This is a genomic window from Streptomyces sp. NPDC030820 (assembly GCF_055572075.1).
Map to the genome: position 1 here is coordinate 159,088 of NZ_JBVIEB010000013.1, position 16,850 is coordinate 175,937.

Annotated in this window: 19 protein-coding genes and 2 pseudogenes; 15 read left to right on the forward strand and 6 right to left on the reverse strand. The window is 71.2% G+C overall.

What is annotated here, in order from left to right:
* Window positions 1–22: 22 nt before the first annotated feature.
* Window positions 23–589 carry a TetR/AcrR family transcriptional regulator gene (locus ACZ418_RS31980; RefSeq protein WP_468369974.1) on the forward strand — a complete coding sequence of 189 codons (567 nt, stop codon included), beginning with the start codon at window positions 23–25 and terminating at the stop codon, window positions 587–589.
* 299 nt (window positions 590–888) lie between these two features.
* On the forward strand, window positions 889–2,547 hold the full coding sequence (locus ACZ418_RS31985) for a penicillin-binding transpeptidase domain-containing protein (protein WP_468369976.1): 1,659 nt from the start codon (window positions 889–891) through the stop codon (window positions 2,545–2,547).
* Between the two features lie 109 nt (window positions 2,548–2,656).
* On the opposite strand, the pseudogene ACZ418_RS31990 reads toward ACZ418_RS31985, so the two are convergent.
* A pseudogene (locus tag ACZ418_RS31990) lies at window positions 2,657–3,205 on the reverse strand (O-methyltransferase).
* A 28-nt stretch (window positions 3,206–3,233) separates the two neighbouring features.
* Here ACZ418_RS31990 and ACZ418_RS31995 point away from each other — a divergent pair.
* Window positions 3,234–3,446 (forward strand): winged helix-turn-helix transcriptional regulator, encoded by a 213-nt coding sequence (locus ACZ418_RS31995; protein WP_468369978.1) that lies wholly within the window; start codon window positions 3,234–3,236, stop codon window positions 3,444–3,446.
* Between the two features lie 17 nt (window positions 3,447–3,463).
* Here ACZ418_RS31995 and ACZ418_RS32000 read toward each other — a convergent pair whose 3' ends face one another.
* Window positions 3,464–3,787 (reverse strand): hypothetical protein, encoded by a 324-nt coding sequence (locus ACZ418_RS32000; RefSeq protein WP_468369980.1) that lies wholly within the window; start codon window positions 3,785–3,787, stop codon window positions 3,464–3,466.
* Between ACZ418_RS32000 and ACZ418_RS32005 the strand changes: the two are divergent.
* Window positions 3,777–3,872: pseudogene (locus tag ACZ418_RS32005) on the forward strand (winged helix-turn-helix transcriptional regulator); the annotation flags it as partial. The gene ACZ418_RS32000 and the pseudogene ACZ418_RS32005 sit on opposite strands and share 11 nt — an antisense overlap.
* A gap of 249 nt (window positions 3,873–4,121) precedes the next feature.
* Here the strand turns inward: ACZ418_RS32005 and ACZ418_RS32010 are convergent.
* Complete coding sequence (locus ACZ418_RS32010) at window positions 4,122–4,931, reverse strand: DUF427 domain-containing protein (protein ID WP_468369982.1); 810 nt, start codon at window positions 4,929–4,931, stop codon at window positions 4,122–4,124.
* A 143-nt stretch (window positions 4,932–5,074) separates the two neighbouring features.
* Between ACZ418_RS32010 and argG the strand changes: the two genes are divergently transcribed.
* From argG to ACZ418_RS32035, 5 genes are all read left to right on the forward strand, one after another.
* Window positions 5,075–6,523, forward strand: a complete 1,449-nt coding sequence (argG, locus tag ACZ418_RS32015) for an argininosuccinate synthase (protein WP_468369985.1) — start codon at window positions 5,075–5,077, stop codon at window positions 6,521–6,523.
* Between the two features lie 134 nt (window positions 6,524–6,657).
* The gene (locus ACZ418_RS32020; RefSeq protein ID WP_468369986.1) at window positions 6,658–7,050 is read left to right on the forward strand and encodes a GNAT family N-acetyltransferase; all 393 of its coding nucleotides are present in this window, start codon (window positions 6,658–6,660) and stop codon (window positions 7,048–7,050) included.
* 21 nt (window positions 7,051–7,071) lie between these two features.
* Window positions 7,072–8,040: a GlxA family transcriptional regulator gene (locus ACZ418_RS32025; protein ID WP_468369988.1), complete on the forward strand. Its 969-nt coding sequence runs from the start codon at window positions 7,072–7,074 to the stop codon at window positions 8,038–8,040.
* A 105-nt stretch (window positions 8,041–8,145) separates the two neighbouring features.
* Complete coding sequence (gene gap / locus ACZ418_RS32030; RefSeq protein WP_468369991.1) at window positions 8,146–9,144, forward strand: type I glyceraldehyde-3-phosphate dehydrogenase; 999 nt, start codon at window positions 8,146–8,148, stop codon at window positions 9,142–9,144.
* A gap of 177 nt (window positions 9,145–9,321) precedes the next feature.
* Window positions 9,322–10,398, forward strand: a complete 1,077-nt coding sequence (locus ACZ418_RS32035; RefSeq protein WP_468369994.1) for a fatty acid desaturase family protein — start codon at window positions 9,322–9,324, stop codon at window positions 10,396–10,398.
* 45 nt (window positions 10,399–10,443) lie between these two features.
* Here the strand turns inward: ACZ418_RS32035 and ACZ418_RS32040 are convergent, their stop codons facing one another.
* Window positions 10,444–11,271: a sulfite exporter TauE/SafE family protein gene (locus tag ACZ418_RS32040; RefSeq protein ID WP_468369997.1), complete on the reverse strand. Its 828-nt coding sequence runs from the start codon at window positions 11,269–11,271 to the stop codon at window positions 10,444–10,446.
* 85 nt (window positions 11,272–11,356) lie between these two features.
* On the opposite strand from ACZ418_RS32040, the gene ACZ418_RS32045 reads away from it, so the two are divergent.
* Entirely contained in the window at window positions 11,357–12,151 is a 795-nt protein-coding gene (locus ACZ418_RS32045; RefSeq protein WP_468370000.1) for an AraC family transcriptional regulator, read from the forward strand.
* 22 nt (window positions 12,152–12,173) lie between these two features.
* On the opposite strand, the gene ACZ418_RS32050 is transcribed toward ACZ418_RS32045, so the two are convergent.
* Entirely contained in the window at window positions 12,174–12,830 is a 657-nt protein-coding gene (locus tag ACZ418_RS32050) for a response regulator (RefSeq protein WP_468370002.1), read from the reverse strand.
* On the reverse strand, window positions 12,827–14,077 hold the full coding sequence (locus ACZ418_RS32055; protein WP_468370005.1) for a sensor histidine kinase: 1,251 nt from the start codon (window positions 14,075–14,077) through the stop codon (window positions 12,827–12,829). Before ACZ418_RS32055 ends, ACZ418_RS32050 begins: the two co-directional genes overlap by 4 nt.
* 133 nt (window positions 14,078–14,210) lie before the next feature.
* On the opposite strand from ACZ418_RS32055, the gene ACZ418_RS32060 reads away from it, so the two are divergent.
* The 5 genes from ACZ418_RS32060 to ykgO all read left to right on the forward strand — a co-directional run bounded on the left by ACZ418_RS32060 (window position 14,211) and on the right by ykgO (window position 16,809).
* Window positions 14,211–15,128, forward strand: a complete 918-nt coding sequence (locus tag ACZ418_RS32060) for an ABC transporter ATP-binding protein (protein WP_468370008.1) — start codon at window positions 14,211–14,213, stop codon at window positions 15,126–15,128.
* The gene (locus tag ACZ418_RS32065; protein ID WP_468370011.1) at window positions 15,128–15,949 is read left to right on the forward strand and encodes an ABC transporter permease; all 822 of its coding nucleotides are present in this window, start codon (window positions 15,128–15,130) and stop codon (window positions 15,947–15,949) included. Before ACZ418_RS32060 ends, ACZ418_RS32065 begins: the two co-directional genes overlap by 1 nt.
* A gap of 229 nt (window positions 15,950–16,178) precedes the next feature.
* Window positions 16,179–16,343: a 50S ribosomal protein L33 gene (gene rpmG / locus ACZ418_RS32070; protein ID WP_153537563.1), complete on the forward strand. Its 165-nt coding sequence runs from the start codon at window positions 16,179–16,181 to the stop codon at window positions 16,341–16,343.
* A 47-nt stretch (window positions 16,344–16,390) separates the two neighbouring features.
* Window positions 16,391–16,651 (forward strand): type B 50S ribosomal protein L31, encoded by a 261-nt coding sequence (locus ACZ418_RS32075; protein ID WP_468370014.1) that lies wholly within the window; start codon window positions 16,391–16,393, stop codon window positions 16,649–16,651.
* Between the two features lie 35 nt (window positions 16,652–16,686).
* Window positions 16,687–16,809 carry a type B 50S ribosomal protein L36 gene (gene ykgO / locus ACZ418_RS32080; protein ID WP_153537567.1) on the forward strand — a complete coding sequence of 41 codons (123 nt, stop codon included), beginning with the start codon at window positions 16,687–16,689 and terminating at the stop codon, window positions 16,807–16,809.
* Window positions 16,810–16,850: the final 41 nt, after the last annotated feature.

The window sequence follows — 16,850 nt, forward strand, 5'->3', positions numbered from 1 at the left end:
TGTCATCACGTAGGATCTCGGCATGGGTAGATGGGAGCCGGACGCGCGCGGACGCCTGGCGAAAGCCGCGCTGGAGCTCTATGCCGAGCACGGGTACGAGCAGACCACCGTGGCGGAGATCGCCAAGCGGGCCGGGCTCACGGAGCGGACCTTCTTCCGGCACTACGCCGACAAGCGCGAGGTGCTCTTCGCCGGCGCCGGCGAGCTGGAGGACCTGTTCGTCCGGGCGGTCGCCGGCGCTCCGCAGACCGCGGTGCCGCTCGACGCCCTGACGGTTGGGCTCGACGCCGTCGCCGAGATGTTCGCCGACCGGCGCGAGTTCGCGCGCCGGCGGCAGGCCGTGATCACGGCGAACGCGGAACTCCAGGAGCGCGAGCTGATCAAGCTCGCGTCGTTGGCGGCCGCGCTCGCCGCCACCCTGCGCGGCCGCGGCATCGCGGCGCCCACCGCGAGCCTGGCCGCCGAGGCTGCGGTCGCCGTCTTCAAGGTCGCGTTCGAACGCTGGATCGCACCGGGCGAGGAACGCGCCATGCAGCAGCTGATCCGGGAGTCACTGACCGAGCTGAAGGCCGTGACCTCGGGCGTCTAGGCGACGCACGGCAGCCGTTGCTGCCCCGCCCCGGTCGTGCTGCGGCCGAACTGCCCAGTCGGGCATGACCGTTCGGCCGTACGGGTGCGACGGTCGCGGACCACGAGGTCGAGGCGGGTGCCGACGGCGGAGGCGAAGAAAGCCGGGTCTCGTGCACGAGGACCCTGCGGGTTCGTCGAAACTTCGGGTGCATCGGGGGACCCGTAGCCCGTGCCCGTGCCATGCCCGGCTTGGCGTTCCGATAACGATCTGTCGAATATCGGCACATCCTTTCATGGAACATACATACGATCTTGCGTATGAACAGAGCTGTGAAGATCGGCCTGGCCGGTACCTGCACCGCGCTGCTCGCTCTTGGGGGAATCGGTACCTACAACATCCTGCACGGCCTGACCTCGGGCTCGGCAGGCGGCAAAGACTCCCGGGACGCGCGCGCTTTCGACCCGTCGGCGCTGTCCAGCACGCCTCCATCGGACGCCGAGGCGGTGAAGCGGGCCCGCGCGTTCCTGGACGACTGGTCCCGGCAGCGCCTGGACGGCGCGGCAGGGGACACCGACCTGGCCGGTACGGCCTCGCAGGCGCTGCGGGACTACGCAGAAGGCCTGCACCTGAAGAAACTGGCGTTCGGTCACATCGTGTCGGTGGGCCCCTCGTCGGTGACGCCGGACGCCACCAAGGTCACCTTCGATGTGACCGCTCAGGTCGCGGGCGGCACCTGGAGCTACCCGAGCGCGGTGGCCGTGCTGAAGAGCGCGAACGGCCGGACGGCGGTCCACTGGAACCGTTCGGTGCTCTATCCGGGCCTGAGCGACGGGCAGTCGCTGACCGCGGGCGAGCTGCCGGCCGGCGCGGGCGGCGCGAAGGTCGTGGCGAGCGACGGCAAGACCGATCTCTCGGGCTTTGCGTCACTGCGGGACATCGTGGCCACGATCGGCAAGAACGCGAAGCCCACGGGTGGCACCCCCGGAACGGGGGTGGCCGTCGTCGACGCCGGCGGCGCGGGCGTGAAGACGCTGAAGGTCTTCTCCAAGGGCCGCCCGGCGATCGTCACTACGACCATCGACGCCGGCCTCCAGACCGTGGCCGAGCGGGCCGTGAAGGATGCCCACCTCCAGCAGAAGCCCGCCGGCACCGTGGCGATGGACTGGCGCAACGGCCACATCCTGGCGATCGCGCACTCGGGCGACGACGGCGACATCGCCATCAACGGCATCAAGTCCCCCGGCTCCACGATGAAGATCATCACCTCGGCGGCCCTCTTCGACAAGGCGGGTCTCACGCCGAGCAGCCCGGCGCCGTGCAAGGACTCGCTGATGGCCAACAGCCAGCTGTTCCACAACGATTCCGGCGTGCGGGCCGACCCCGGCTCCTCCCTCGCCCAGGCGTTCACGGTGTCCTGCAACACCTCCTTCATCAAGGACGGCTTCCACTACCTCGTGCACGACGGCGACGCCTCCGCGCTGCACGACGAGGCGGTGAACGTCTTCGGCATGGGCAGCTGGTCCATCGGCGGGGGAGTCGCCACCACCGACCCGAGCATTCCGCCGGATGTCCAGGGCGGCGACCAGGCGGCCCAGTTCATCGGCCAGGGCAAGGTCACCGCCACGCCCCTGTTCATGGCGTCCGTGGCGGCCACCGTCCGGGGCGTCGGCTTCGAGCAGCCGGTCATCCTGCCGGGACAGCACCAGGAGACGGCGTCCCGGCCCATCTCCGCCCGCACGGCCGGCTATCTGCAGTCGATGATGCGCAACGTGGCCACCAGCGGTACGGCGGCACCGCGCCTCGGCGGACTGGTGGGGGTCGGCGCCAAGACCGGCACCGCCGAGGAAGGCGACCACACCAACGGCTGGCTGACCGCCTACAACTCCCGCATCTCGGCCGCGGCGCTCGTCGAGGGCGGCAGCTCGGGCGTGGACTCGGCGGGTTATGTCGTACGACGGCTGCTGACCGGCAGCTGAACCGCGGCTCCCGGCAGGGGGGATCCTTCCTGCCGGGGAGCGGTGTCCTCGGCGGCAGTCGGCGCGCCGCCGCCGGCGGGCGGGACATGTCGTCCCGCCGGTCGGTCGCTCACTCGGCGACCAGGGCAACGGTGAAGCCGTCGTATCCCTTCGTGCCGACCGTCTGGAGGGTGGTGGCGGTCAACCGCGGGTGCCCGGCGATGAGTTCGGTGAAGCGCCGCACGCCCTGGACGCGCGGGTCGCCGCTCGCCGCGTCGATGACCGCGCCCTCGCGGACCACGTTGTCGCCGACGATGACGCTGCCGGGCCGGGTGAGCTTCAGGGACCACTCCAGGTACTCCGGGTTGGAGCGGCCGCCTGGTCACGCTTCACTGCGCCGCCGTCGCCGCAGCCGACAGCGCCTGTGCCGGGCTGGACCCCATCGTCGACATCCGCGTCGGCAAGGCCCTGGACACGCTGCCCCTCCTCGCGGCCGAAGACGCCGGGGCGGACACCCCGGATCCGGGCGAGGAGGTTCAGCAGCTTGCCCTGGTTGGGGGCCACCCGTATCGCCGGGAGCCCCGCGGCATCGCTGTCCCGTGCGGCCGAGAGCAGCGCGTCGTCGCACGAGCAGCCCGTTGAAGTAGCCGTCGACAGCGGCCCACGTCTGCTGGGGCAGTCAACGGCTTTGCCTGGGGAGCGCGACGATGAGTTCACGGCGGGTGGCCGACGACGCCTGCGGCATCGCGCAGGCCGCGGCGGTGGTGGGGGACTGGTGGAGCCTGCTCGTCCTGCGGGAGATCGCGCGCGGCCATGTACGCTTCGACCGGCTCGCCGGCGAATTGGGCGTCTCCTGGAAGATCCTCACCGAGCGGCTGCGCACCCTGACCGAGCACCATGTGCTGGAGCGGCGCCGCTAACAGGACCGGCCGCCCCGCTACGAGTACGTGCTGACCGAACAGGGCCGCGGCCTGGTTCCGGTCCTGGTGGCGCCGCAGGACTGGGCGACCGGTGGCTGCTCGGCGACGGCACGCTCACCGGCGAGACCCCCGACCACGGGGCCGAGGCCCAGCGGGTCGCCTCGCTCGTCGGTGAGACCGTACCCCTCGGTCTCCGGCTGCCGGGCACCGACGGCCGCTCGCACGACCCCGTGGCCGCCGCCCCCCGCCCGACGGTCCTGTTCGCCTACCCCGCAGCCGGCATCCCCGGTGTCCCGGCCGGCCTTGCCGGGCCGCCGATTCCCCGGCAGTGTGGTCTGCACCCTGGAGAACCGCCAATTCCGCGCCGCTTGGCCGCAGTTCGAGGCTGCGGGCATCGCCGTCCACGGAGTGAGCACCCAGACGCCCGAGGAACAGGCCGCCTTCGCGCAGGCGGAGGACCTGCCTTTCCCCCTCCTGTCCGACGCCCCAGCTCCAGCTCACCGCGGGCCTGCGCCTGCCGACCTTCCGGGCCGGACAGGACCTGCGCATCAAGCGGCTCATCCTCGTCGTCGGGCCCGACCGGACGGTACGGCACACGCTGTTTCCCGATCACGGACATCCCCGCCGCGGTGGAGCAGGCGTTCACCCTGGCCGTCGCTGCGGCCGAGCGGCACCTCAGGCCGGCGGCCGGGTGAAGTGCGTGACCGGGCGTGCGAGGCGTTCACCGTCCACGGTGATGTCCACGGCCTCGTTGTAGAAGGCGAGCAGCCCCTTGATCGCGCCGACCGCGGGCAGCGGCTCGGGGTAGCTCCACATGATGTCGGGCGGAACGTCCGCCGCGCCGTGCTCCCCGTGCCAGGACCAGTACGCGGCGGTGCCCTTGTAGGGGCAGCCGGTGTGGTGGTCGGTGGGGCGGAACAGATCGAGGCGGACGTCCTCGCGGGGGAGGTAGTAGCGGGTGGGCAGGCCGGTCTCGAAGAGGAGCACCGGACGGCGGGTGTCGGCGACGACCCGGCCGCCGATCTCGACGACGACGTGCCGGGTGCTGGGCAGGGCGTCGACCCGTTTGTGCGGGTCGCGGGGGTGGACGAAGATCTCCTCTTCCTCCTCGTACCAGTGGTCCAGGCCGCGGCCGGTGCGCTGGAACCACTCGAAGGCGATGTGGCCGCCCAGATCGGCGGCGGGAAACGTCCATGCCGCGTTTTCGAGCAGCTCGCCGTCCACCTCAAGGTCGTAGAAGACCGTCGACCCGGTATGAGCCCCGGTCGGCGGGTTCTTCGCCGGCCGCAGCAGGTCCTCGCGGACCTCCGCACGCGGGAAGGCGTACAGCGGCACGGGGACGCCGGGCTCCCACACCAGGACGGGGTGGCGGCTGTCGACAACGGTGACATCACCCTTCCGGCCGCGCACCCAGCGCTCACTGGGCTCCCAGAGGAGGCCCTCCCGGGTGGTGCGCAACGACTGGGCGGTGCTGAGCGTGGCCATGACGGGATCTCCGGAGGGGTGTCTTCCGTGGCGGTTCCATGGTTTCGCGTATGAGGCGCTGTTTACCAGGCGGGAGTGAAAGGGACTCACACGGTTGCCCACCGGGCTATGCATGGCCATGCGGAATGATGCATACTCTTCCTATGTCCAAGGTCCTCACTTCCCTTCCGGTCGGCGAGCGCGTCGGCATCGCCTTCTCCGGCGGCCTCGACACCTCGGTCGCCGTCGCGTGGATGCGCGACAAGGGCGCCGTCCCGTGCACCTACACCGCCGACATCGGTCAGTACGACGAGCCCGACATCGCCTCGGTACCCGGCCGTGCGACGACCTACGGTGCCGAGATCGCGCGCCTGGTCGACTGCCGTGCGGCCCTGGTCGAGGAGGGACTGGCCGCGCTCGCCTGCGGCGCGTTCCACATCCGCTCGGGCGGCCGTGCCTACTTCAACACCACGCCCCTCGGTCGCGCCGTCACCGGCACCCTCCTGGTGCGTGCGATGCTCGAGGACGACGTGCAGATCTGGGGCGACGGCTCCACCTTCAAGGGCAACGACATCGAGCGGTTCTACCGCTACGGCCTGCTCGCCAACCCGCACCTGCGGATCTACAAGCCCTGGCTGGACTCCGACTTCGTGACCGAGCTGGGCGGCCGCAAGGAGATGTCCGAGTGGCTGCTCGCGCACGGGCTGCCGTACCGCGACAGCACGGAGAAGGCGTACTCGACCGACGCCAACATCTGGGGCGCCACCCACGAGGCCAAGACCCTGGAGCACCTGGACACCGGTGTCGAGACCGTCGAGCCGATCATGGGCGTACGGTTCTGGGACCACACGGTCGAGATCGCCCCCGAGGACGTGACGATCGGCTTCGACCAGGGCCGCCCGGTGACGATCAACGGCAAGGAGTTCGCCTCGCCTGTCGAGCTGGTCATGGAGGCGAACGCCATCGGTGGCCGGCACGGCCTCGGCATGTCGGACCAGATCGAGAACCGGATCATCGAGGCCAAGAGCCGTGGCATCTACGAGGCCCCCGGCATGGCCCTGCTGCACGCGGCGTACGAGCGCCTCGTCAACGCGATCCACAACGAGGACACCCTCGCCCAGTACCACAACGAGGGCCGCAAGCTGGGCCGCCTCATGTACGAGGGCCGCTGGCTGGACCCGCAGGCGCTGATGATCCGCGAGTCGCTGCAGCGCTGGGTCGGCGCCGCGGTCACCGGCGAGGTGACGCTGCGGCTGCGGCGCGGTGAGGACTACTCGATCCTCGACACCACGGGCCCGGCCTTCAGCTACCACCCGGACAAGCTGTCCATGGAGCGCACCGAGGACTCCGCGTTCGGCCCGTCGGACCGGATCGGCCAGCTCACCATGCGCAACCTCGACATCGCCGACTCCCGCGCGCGCCTTGAGCAGTACGCCGGGCTGGGCATGGTCGGCACCGAGCACCCGGCCCTGATCGGCGCGGCCCAGGCCGCCTCGACCGGCCTGATCGGCGCCATGCCGCAGGGTGGCGCCGACGCGATCGCCTCCCGTGGCGAGGTCTCGGAGGAGGACGAGGCCCTGGACCGCGCCGCGATGGAGTCCGGCACGGACTGACCCCGCTCACCGGCCGTACCCCCCTTGGGCAGCGGGCCCCGTCGGTTCACCCCCGACGGGGCCCGTCGTCGTGCGCCGCCCGTCCGAGAACCTGGGCGCATGGGTGTCGACGAGCGTACGGAGCGGAGCCGGTCGTGGAACCGGTCACCGCGGGGGACCTGGCCCGGCTGCGGGAGCTGTTCACCGCCCGATGGGGTGGGACCGTCTCGGTGAGCCGGGGAGTCGCCCACGACACGACGGCCTCGCCGGGGTTCGTAGGGACCGCGCTCGTCGATGCCGTGGTGCGGACGGCGTGTACCGCGGGGTCCGGGCGCCTCTGGCTGGTGACGACGAACGACAACGTACGGGCGCTGCGGTTCTATCAGCGCTACGGCTTCGACCTCGTCGCAGTCCCTCGGGACGCCGTCGCCCGGTCACGGGCACTGAAACCGACGATCCCGCAGCTCGGGATGGACGGCATCCCGATCCGGCACGAGCTGGAACTCGAAATCCGCCTTTCGTCCGCCGATCTCGGCGGCGTCTGCTGAGCCTCTCGTACCCTGTGTTCCGTGCCGTCCCCGTCCCCGTCCCCCCGTCTGCAACGCGTCGCCGTCCTGGTCCTCGAAGGCGCCAAACCGCTCGATGTCGGGATCCCCGCGCAGGTGTTCACGACGCGGGCGAGCATGCCGTACGAGGTGCGGGTGTGCGGGGCGGAGCCCGGGCTGGTGGCGGGCGGCGACGGGCTGTCGTATCACGTCGCCCATGGGCTCGACGCACTCGCGTGGGCGGACATCGTCTTCATCCCCGGATACCGGTTCCCGGACCGCGAGGATCCGCCCCGGCCCGTCGTCGACGCACTGCTCGCCGCCCACGCCCGGGGCACCCGGCTTGCCGCCATCTCGACCGGTGCCTTCGCACTCGCGGCCACGGGACTGCTCGACGGCAAACGGGCGACGACGCACTGGCACTACTCGCGGGCCCTCGCCGCAAAGCACCCGCTGGTCCAGGTCGACGAGAATGTTCTCTTCGTCGACGAGGGCAGCGTACTGACGTCGGCCGGCGCCGCCTCCGGTATCGATCTGTGCCTGCACATCCTGCGCAAGGACCTCGGGGTCGCCGTGTCGAACCACGCGGCGCGGCGCCTGGTGGCCGCGCCCTACCGCAGCGGAGGCCAGGCCCAGTACGTGCCGCGCAGTGTGCCCGAGCCGCTCGGCGAGCGGTTCGCCGCAACCCGCGAGTGGGCGCTGCACCGCCTCGGCGAGCCGCTCACCCTCACGGTGCTCGCCCGGCACGCCGCGGTCTCACCGCGCACGCTGTCCCGGCGCTTCGTCGAGGACACCGGGTACACGCCCATGCAGTGGGTGATGCGCGCCCGCGTCGACCTGGCCCGAGAGCTGCTGGAACGTTCCGAGCGCAGCATCGAGCAGATCGCCGCCGACGTCGGCCTCGGCACCGGCACGAATCTGCGGACCCACTTCCAGCAGATCCTCGGCACCACCCCGAGCGAATACCGGCGCACCTTCACCCAGGGCGAATAGCCCCTGGCGCGATCCTTGCGAACCATGGCGTTCCCGACACTGTCATGCGCGCAGGCGGCACGCGACGCTGGTGGCGACACGAGGGGAACCGAAGGGACACCACTCATGACTCGCATCGCCATCAACGGATTTGGCCGTATCGGACGCAACGTGCTGCGCGCACTGCTCGAACGCGGCAGCGCCCTGGAGGTCGTCGCCGTGAACGACCTGACGGAGCCCGCGACCCTCGCGCGGCTGCTCGCCTACGACACCACGGCCGGCCGGCTGGGCCGACCCGTGACCGTCGAAGGGGACACTCTCGTCGTCGACGGCCGCCGTATCAGGGTGCTCGCCGAACGCGAGCCGGCGCAGCTGCCGTGGGCCGAACTCGGCGTGGATGTCGTCCTGGAGGCGACCGGCCGCTTCACCTCCGCGAAGGCCGCCCGGGCACACCTCGACGCCGGAGCGAAGAAGGTGCTCGTGAGCGCGCCGTCCGACGGAGCCGACGTCACGCTCGCGTACGGGGTCAACACCGACGCGTACGAACCCGAGCTGCACACGATCGTCTCCAACGCCTCCTGCACCACCAACGCGCTCGCGCCGCTGGCCGCCGTGCTGGACGAACTCGCCGGGATCGAGCACGGGTTCATGACGACCGTGCACGCCTACACCCAGGAGCAGAACCTGCAGGACGGCCCGCACCGCGACGCGCGCCGTGCCCGCGCCGCCGCCGTCAACATCGTGCCGACCACGACGGGCGCGGCCAAGGCGATCGGCCTCGTGCTGCCGAACCTCGACGGCAAGCTGTCGGGCGACTCGATCCGCGTGCCCGTCCCGGTCGGCTCGATCGTCGAGCTGAACACGACCGTCGCACGTGACGTGACCCGCGACGACGTCCTGGCCGCCTACCGCGCCGCGGCACAGGGTCCGCTCGCCGGCATCCTGGAGTACTCGGACGACCCGCTCGTGTCGTCCGACATCACCGGCAATCCGGCCTCGTCGATCTTCGACTCGGCCCTCACCCGCGTCGACGGCCGGCACATCAAGGTGGTCGCCTGGTACGACAACGAGTGGGGCTTCTCCAACCGCGTGATCGACACGCTGGAACTCCTCGCCGGGCACTGACCGGACACCGGGAGCGGACCGCGCCGTCCGCTCCCGGCACCGCAGCGTGCGCGAGAAAGACCAGGTCAGCGGCTTGGTCTGAGGGCAACACCCTGGGACTTCCTGGGGAAAGCCCCCCTTCCGGTACGGTGCCTGACCGGCTGTTGCGGGCGAACGGGCCTGCCGAGACTCGACGGCATGACGATTTCCCCTCAAGCCCCGGTCGCGTCCGGCACGCTCACCGCCCCTTCCCCTACGTCCGATGCCGGAGCCGGCAGCGACTTCGCCCGGCTGTCCCGGCGTATCGCCGAGGCGGGTCTGATGAAGCGGCGCCCCGGTTACTACACGGCACGGCTCGGTCTGGTGACCGCGCTGCTGGCGGCGGGCTGGGGCGCCTTCCTCGTGCTCGGCGACACCTGGTGGCAGCTGACGGTGGCCGCCTTTCTGGCCTTCATGTTCGGTCAAGTTGCCCTGGTGGCTCATGACTTGGCGCACCGCCAGGTCTTCCGGCGCGGCCGGCCGAGCGAGACCTGGGGCCGGCTCTTCGGCAATCTGGGCATCGGCATGAGCTACGGCTGGTGGATGAACAAGCACACCCGCCACCACGCCAACCCCAACCACGAGGAACTCGACCCGGATGTCGCCCCGGACATCCTGGTGTGGTCCACCGCCCAGGCCCGCGACAGCCGTGGCCTCGCCCGTCTCATCGGGGGACACCAGGCCTGGCTGTTCTTCCCCCTGCTGACGCTGGAGGGCTTCAACCTGCATGTCGCGAGCGTGCGGGCGCTGCGCTCGCCCGGCATGAGGCACCGGGTCCTGGAGGGCGGTCTGCTCCTCCTTCACCTCGCGGCCTATGCGTCCGTGCTGTTCCTGGTGCTCTCGCCCGGCAAGGCGGTCGCGTTCCTCTTCGTGCACCAGTGCCTCTTCGGTGTCTACCTCGGCTGCACCTTCGCACCGAATCACAAGGGCATGCCCACCTTCAGCGGCGACGAACGGCCCGACTTCCTGCGCCGCCAGGTCCTCACCTCCCGCAACGTGCGCGGCGGCCGGCTCACCGATGTGGTGCTCGGCGGGCTCAACCACCAGATCGAGCACCACCTGTTCCCGAGCATGCCCACCCCCCATCTGCGGCGCGCCCAGGCCATCGTCCGCGAGTACTGTGCGGAGATCGGCGTGCCGTACCACGAGACCGGCCTGATCCGGTCCTACCGCGAGGCCCTCACCCATATGCACCGGGTGGGAGAACCGATCAGGCGGCAGCACAGGGCGTCCTGACGGCAGCGCCCCGAGGACTCCTCGCCCGAAGGCGCCTTCCCCGCCTCAGCCCGCGAGCAGCATCGCGACCTCCACCGCGCCGAGCAGCACGAGGTAGGTCCAGGCGTAGGTGCGGTCCGGGATCCGGGGCGGGTGTCGCCGTAGCACCGCGATGACGGGCAGGGCGCCGACGAGGAGCGCCCCGGCGGCGCGCAGGTCGACGAGGCCGACCAGGCGCAGGTGTGTGTCCGTGGCGAGGGCGCCCGTGTCGCCGTACAGGGACAGTGCGGTGGCGGGAAGGGCGATGGCGAGCGTCAGGGGATTGGCCAGTGCCGTCGCCACCCGCATCGGATGTCCGGCACGGCGCAGCGCCGGGACGGTCATCACGCTGCCGCCCACGCCGAGGAAGGCCGCCACCGCTCCGATCGGCGCGCCGAGCACGGCCGGCAGCGTACGGGCCACCCCGCGGGTCTCCTCGACCGCTCCCGCACGGCCCTGTCCGCCCCGTCCGGGCGGGCGCAGGAAGCCGGGGCGCAGGAGCAGATCGACGACGGTGAGAGCGACGTACCCGACGAAGCCCCAGTGGGCCTGACCGGGTGGGGCGTGGCGGGCGGCGAGCGCACCGCCCGCCGCGCCGGCCGCCAGCAGGAGCAGCAGCGTGCCGCTGCCGCGCAGGGCGGCCAGGACACGCCGGGGCGTGACGGCCGTGGCGAACGCCGCGTTCACCAGCATGACCAGGGCCGAGGTGGCCGTCGCCACCCGCACGGCGTCCACGCCGAGGGCCGCGTTCGCCCACACCACCACCGGGACCGCGACGAATCCGCCGCCGAACCCGAACAAGACGGTGGTCACCCCGGTGAGGAGTCCGATTCCGAGAAGTGCCAAGAAGTCCACGGGGCCACCCCACCAGCCACGACGATCTTCTCGCATGCGATGCCCGGCACCATTCCTTCGAGACTCGGCCACCTACAGTGGCCGCGTGAAGAACGTCTCCCTGGACGACCTGGACCATGTGGACCGCGCGGTCCTGCCCATCGGCACCGACTACCCGCCCGGCCGGGTCCTCGACTGGCACGAGCACCGGCGCGCCCAGTTCCTCTACGGCGCCACCGGCGTCATGGTCGTCGACACCCCCGAGGGCACCTGGACCGTCCCGCCGGAGCGAGCCGTGCTGATCCCGCCCACCACCCGGCACCGGGTCCGCATGCTGGCGGTGAGCACCCGCAGCCTGTACATCGAGCCGGATGCCGTGCCCTGGTGGCCCGGTACCTGCACGGTCGTGGACGTTCCGCCCCTGCTGCGCGAACTGCTCCTGGCCGCCGTCGAGTTCGAGGCCGACTACAGCCTCTCCGGCCGCGAAGGCTGCGTCGTGGCGCTCCTCCTGCACGAGATCGCCGCGCTCACCCCGCTGCCGTTCCATGTCGCGATCCCCGCCGCCCCCGATCTCGCGGCGATCTGCCGCGCGTACCTGACCGCCCCGGACGCCGGAGTCACCAACGCCGAATGGGCCGCACGGACCGCCATGAGCGAACGGGCCTTCACCCGGCGGTTCCGCGCCGAGACCGGTGAGAGCCCGGCGGTCTGGCGCACCCGCGCGCGCCTGCTCGCCGCGGTGCCACTGCTGCGTACGGCATCGGTCACCGAGGTCTCCGGCCGCCTCGGCTATGCCTCACCCGCCGCACTGACCGCCGCCTTCACCCGCGCGTTCGGCATGCCCCCGTCCCGCTTCACGCCCCACGGCAACTCCCGCGCCGACATGGGCCGTCAGCCCTGAAGACCGCCTACGGCGCTCGGCTTCACGGCGTGACCAGCCCCGCCTCGTACGCGGTGATCACGAGCTGCACCCGGTCCCGGGCGTCGAGTTTGCTGAGCAGCCGGGAGACATGTGACTTGGCGGTGGCCACCGTGATGAACAGGTCTTCCGCGATCTCGGTGTTGGACCGCCCGCGTCCGACCAGGGTCAGCACTTCCCGTTCCCGCTCGGTGATGCCCTCGAGAAGTCGGGTGGAGTGCCGCGGAGCGGCCGTCCGGCGTTCGGCGAAGTCCGCGATCAGACGGCGTGTCACACTCGGCGCGATCAGCGCGTCGCCGGCGGCGACCACGCGGATCGCGCCGAGGATGTCGTCCAAGGCCATGTCCTTGACGGCAAAGCCACTGGCCCCGGCCCGGAGCGCACCGTAGACATGGTCGTCCTCGTCGAACGTGGTGAGGATCAGCACGCGGGTCGACGCGTCGCCGGCCGTGATCCGGCGTGTGGCCTCGATGCCGTCCATGCCGGGCATCCGGATGTCCATGACCACCACGTCGGGGCCGGCCTCCCGGACCCGCTGGACGGCCTCCTCACCGGTGGCGGCCTCGCCGACGACGTCCAGATCGGGATGGTCGGCCATCAGGACCCGCAGGCCGGACCGCACCAGTTGCTGGTCGTCGGCGAGCACGATCCGGACGCTCATCGGGCGTCCACCGAGACGCCGGCCGGTTCGGGCAGCGGCAGCCGGGCCACCACCCGGAAGCCACCCGCGGAACGCGGGCCGGCGCTGAACCGGCCATGCAGCAGGGCGACCCGCTCCCGCATGCCGACGATGCCGAAGCCATGGCCCGCGCCGTCCCCGGGGACACCGCGCCCGTCGTCGACGACCTCCACGGACAGCTCCTCGTTGCCGTAGTCGATGGCGACCGTGCAGTGCCCGGTGCCCGCATGACGGACCACGTTGGTCAGCGCCTCCTGCACGATACGGTAGGCCGACAGATCGACGTCGGCCGGCAGCGGCCGCCGCTCCCCGCTGACGTGCACCTCGACCCGTACCCCGGCCTCGGCCGTCGCCGCCGCCAGCCGTTCGACGTCTGCGAGACCGGGCGAGGGAGCGAGCGGATCTCGCCCTGCCGGCGAGGCCTCCGGCTCGGCCTGACGCAGCGCCACCAGGGTGCGCCGCAGGCCGGACAAGGTCTGTCTGCTGGTGCTCTCGATGGCCCGCAGGGCGTCGCGGGCCGCATCGGGTTGCGTGTGGATGACCCGGCTGCCCACCCCCGCCTGGATGGCGATGATGCCGACAGAGTGCGCGATCATGTCGTGCAACTCCCTCGCAATCCACAGCCGTTCGGCAGTGACCGCCTCGGCCACCTCCCGCGCGCGCAGCTCCACCGCGTGCTCACGGCGCTGGCGGCTCAGCAGCCCGAGCATGCACGACGCCGCCATCGCCAGAAGGCCGATCACACCGTCGACGATCAGGAAGTCCGGACCGTGCGCGAACAGGCCGATGGTCATCGACTGCAGGCCGAAGGCAAGAGATACGGCGACGACGGAGACCCGGCGCCGGCTCGTGGCGACGATGTACCCCAGGACGAGGTCCGCCGCCAGGTACGACAGGAACTGGCCCTGGTAGAACAGGGTCAGGCCCGCCCGGGTGGTGCGCTGAGGGACGACCACCACGGCGGTGGCACCGAGAAGCGTCAGCACGAGGGCCGTCAGCGGCGTCCGCCGCAGCACCCCGACGAGCAGGGTCACCGCCGGCAGCGACCCGACGGCGAGAAGGGGGCCCGAGTCCCGCGGCCCACCCGTCACCAGGACGGCCAGCAGGAGGGCGTACAGAACGCCCCCCGCCCAGGCCGTGAGCGTCGCTCTCGGCACCGCCGGTGGTGTGTTCCGGCGGTTGCGTCGCGCGAAGGACGCGAGGGCAGCCGGCTCGTCGGTGGTGGTCATGCCGGGAGACTAACCAGCCGCCTGAGGTCGCGGCATCGGCCCCGGGACGTACACCCGTGGGCCAATCCGCCGCGCGCGTTTGCCACCCGGGGCTTCATGCCCGCAGCGGGCGCCACCCGGCACCGTTGTCGCCGTGATCGAAGTCAACGAACTCACCAAGCGCTACGGCGACAAGACGGCCGTCGAGCGCCTCACCTTCGCCGTGCGGCCGGGACAGGTCACCGGCTTCCTCGGTCCCAACGGAGCCGGCAAGACCACCACCCTGAGGATGATCCTCGGCCTCGACAGACCCACCGGCGGCTCCGCCACGGTCGGCAAGGTCGACTTCCGCAGCCACCCGCGTGGCCTGCGGCACGTCGGCGCACTTCTGGACGCCGGCCATGTGCACGGCGGACGCAGCGCGGCGGCCCATCTGTCCGCTCTGGCCCGCAGCAACGGCATCCCGCCGCGGCGGGTCGAGGAGGTGCTGCAGGAGGTCGGGCTGGCCGAGGTCGCGAGGCGGCGTATCGGCGGCTTCTCGCTCGGTATGAAGCAACGGCTCGGGATCGCCACCGCCCTGCTCGGCGATCCACCGGTGCTGATGTTCGACGAGCCGATCAACGGCATGGACCCGGAAGGCGTTCTCTGGGTCCGGCGCCTCTTCCGCCGCCTGGCCGCCGAGGGACGTACGGTCTTCCTCTCCAGTCATCTGATGTCGGAGATGGAGAACACCGCCGACCAGCTCGTCGTCATCGGCCGGGGCCGGCTGATCGCCGCCGAGTCGGTGGCGGACTTCGCGGCCCGCAGCAGGCGCCGCAGCGTCGTGGTGGCCAGCCCTGAGGCCACGAGGTTGGCGGCGGTACTCACACCCGCCGGCGCAACGGTCGAGCCCCAGGGTCCAGCCGGCGCCGGGAGACTCGCCGTGACGGGGTTGCCGGCGGACCGGATCGGAGCGCTCGCCCTGGAACACCGGATCCCGCTGAACGAGCTGACCACGCGCACAGCCTCACTGGAGGAGGCGTTCATGGAACTCACCGCCGACAGCGTCGAATACCTGGCAGGACAGCCCTGATGACCACACTCACCATCCCCTCGCCCGTCCGTTTCGGTGACCTGGTCGCCGCCGAGTGGATCAAAACGCGGTCCCTGCGCTCCACTTGGTGGACGATCGCACTCGCCGGCCTGTTCGTGATCGGTTCCGCCGCCGTGGCGGCACTCGCGGACTACCGCAACCTGGCGGCCGCCGATACGACCGTGCGTCGCCCTGCCGGCTTCCTGCCCTTCGACGCCTATCCGCAGCCCGGCTGTATGACGCTGATGCTCGTCGCCGGCAGCGTCGGGGCCATCACGATCGTGAGCGAGTACAGCAGCGGCCTGATCAGCACCACCACCGTGGCCGTCCCCGCCCGCGGCTCGGTGATACTGGCCAAGGCGACCGTCACCGCCGCACTGTGGACCGTCGTCGGTACGGCCGTCTCCACCGGTTGCTTCCTCGTCTCCCAGGCCATCCTGAACGGACGGCACGCGGGGGTCCCGATCACACACCCCGGAGTGCCGCGGGCGCTCGTGGCAACCGCGCTGCTGGCCCCCGTCTGCGCACTGGTCGGGCTCGGTCTGGGAGCCCTGATCCGGCACAGCGCCGCGACCATGGCGACCTGCGCCTTCACGCTCCTGATGCTGCCCACCGTCTTCTCGCAGAGCAAGCGGTGGTCCGCCGACGTCAACCACACCATGGTCGTCGCCGCCTGGCAGCGCCTGGTCCAGAACTGGGAACCCGACCCTGACTCCCGCATGTTCAGCGCCACGGTCCCCGGTTCCTGGACGGTGTATGTGGTGTGGCCCCTGATCGCGGTCGTCGTCGCCGTGCTCGTCGTCAGGAAACGGGACGTCTGACCTGTCTCCGCGGGGCCATCTGCTCCCGGGCCCGACAGGCGGTGCGCCGCGGACGACGCCCGGGAATGCCTGCGACCCCTGCGTGGTTTCCACGATCGTGTCCGAACCTGCTCGCTCGGCCGGCAGGCGGCGGCACGACAGCACCGGGAATGTCGGAGCGTCCCGCACTGTTCAAGACACTGCTGACATGCTCGGGTCAATCCCGTGGTGTGGGTGAAGGGAGATTCTCATGGCACGCAGCACCGTGCGTCCCGTCGTCAGGCTGAAGTCGACGGCAGGTACCGGCGTCACCTACGTGACGCGCAAGAACCGTCTGAGCGACCCCGACCGGCTCGTCCTGCGCAAGTACGACCCGGTCGCCGGCCGGCACGTCACCTTCCGCGAGGAACGCTGAAGCACGCCGCGGCCCTCTCGGGCCGACCGCCACAAGGAGGCACATCCATGAGGTCAGGCATCCATCCCGAATCCCGGCTCGTCGTCTTCCGTGACCGGGCCGCCGACACCCTCTTCCTGACCCGTTCGACCGCCACCGCGTCGAAGACCATCGTCTGGGAAGACGGCACCACCTACCCGCTGATCGACGTGGAGATCTCGTCGGCCAGCCACCCCTTCTACACCGGCACCGCGCGCGTCGTGGACACCGCCGGCCGCATCGAACGCTTCCAGCGCCGCTACGGCCGTCCCGCCGCGTCCCGCGGCTGACGCCGTGTGCTCCTGAGCACGAGGAGAAACCAGTCATGAAGGTGCGCAAGTCCCTGCGCTCACTGAAGTCCAAGCCCGGCGCCCAGCTGGTGCGCCGCCGCGGGGTGGTCTTCGTCGTGAACAAGAAGAACCCCCGCTTCAAGGCGCGCCAGGGCTGACCGGTCGCGCCGGTAAGACATGGGCCCGGTCCTGCCCCGCG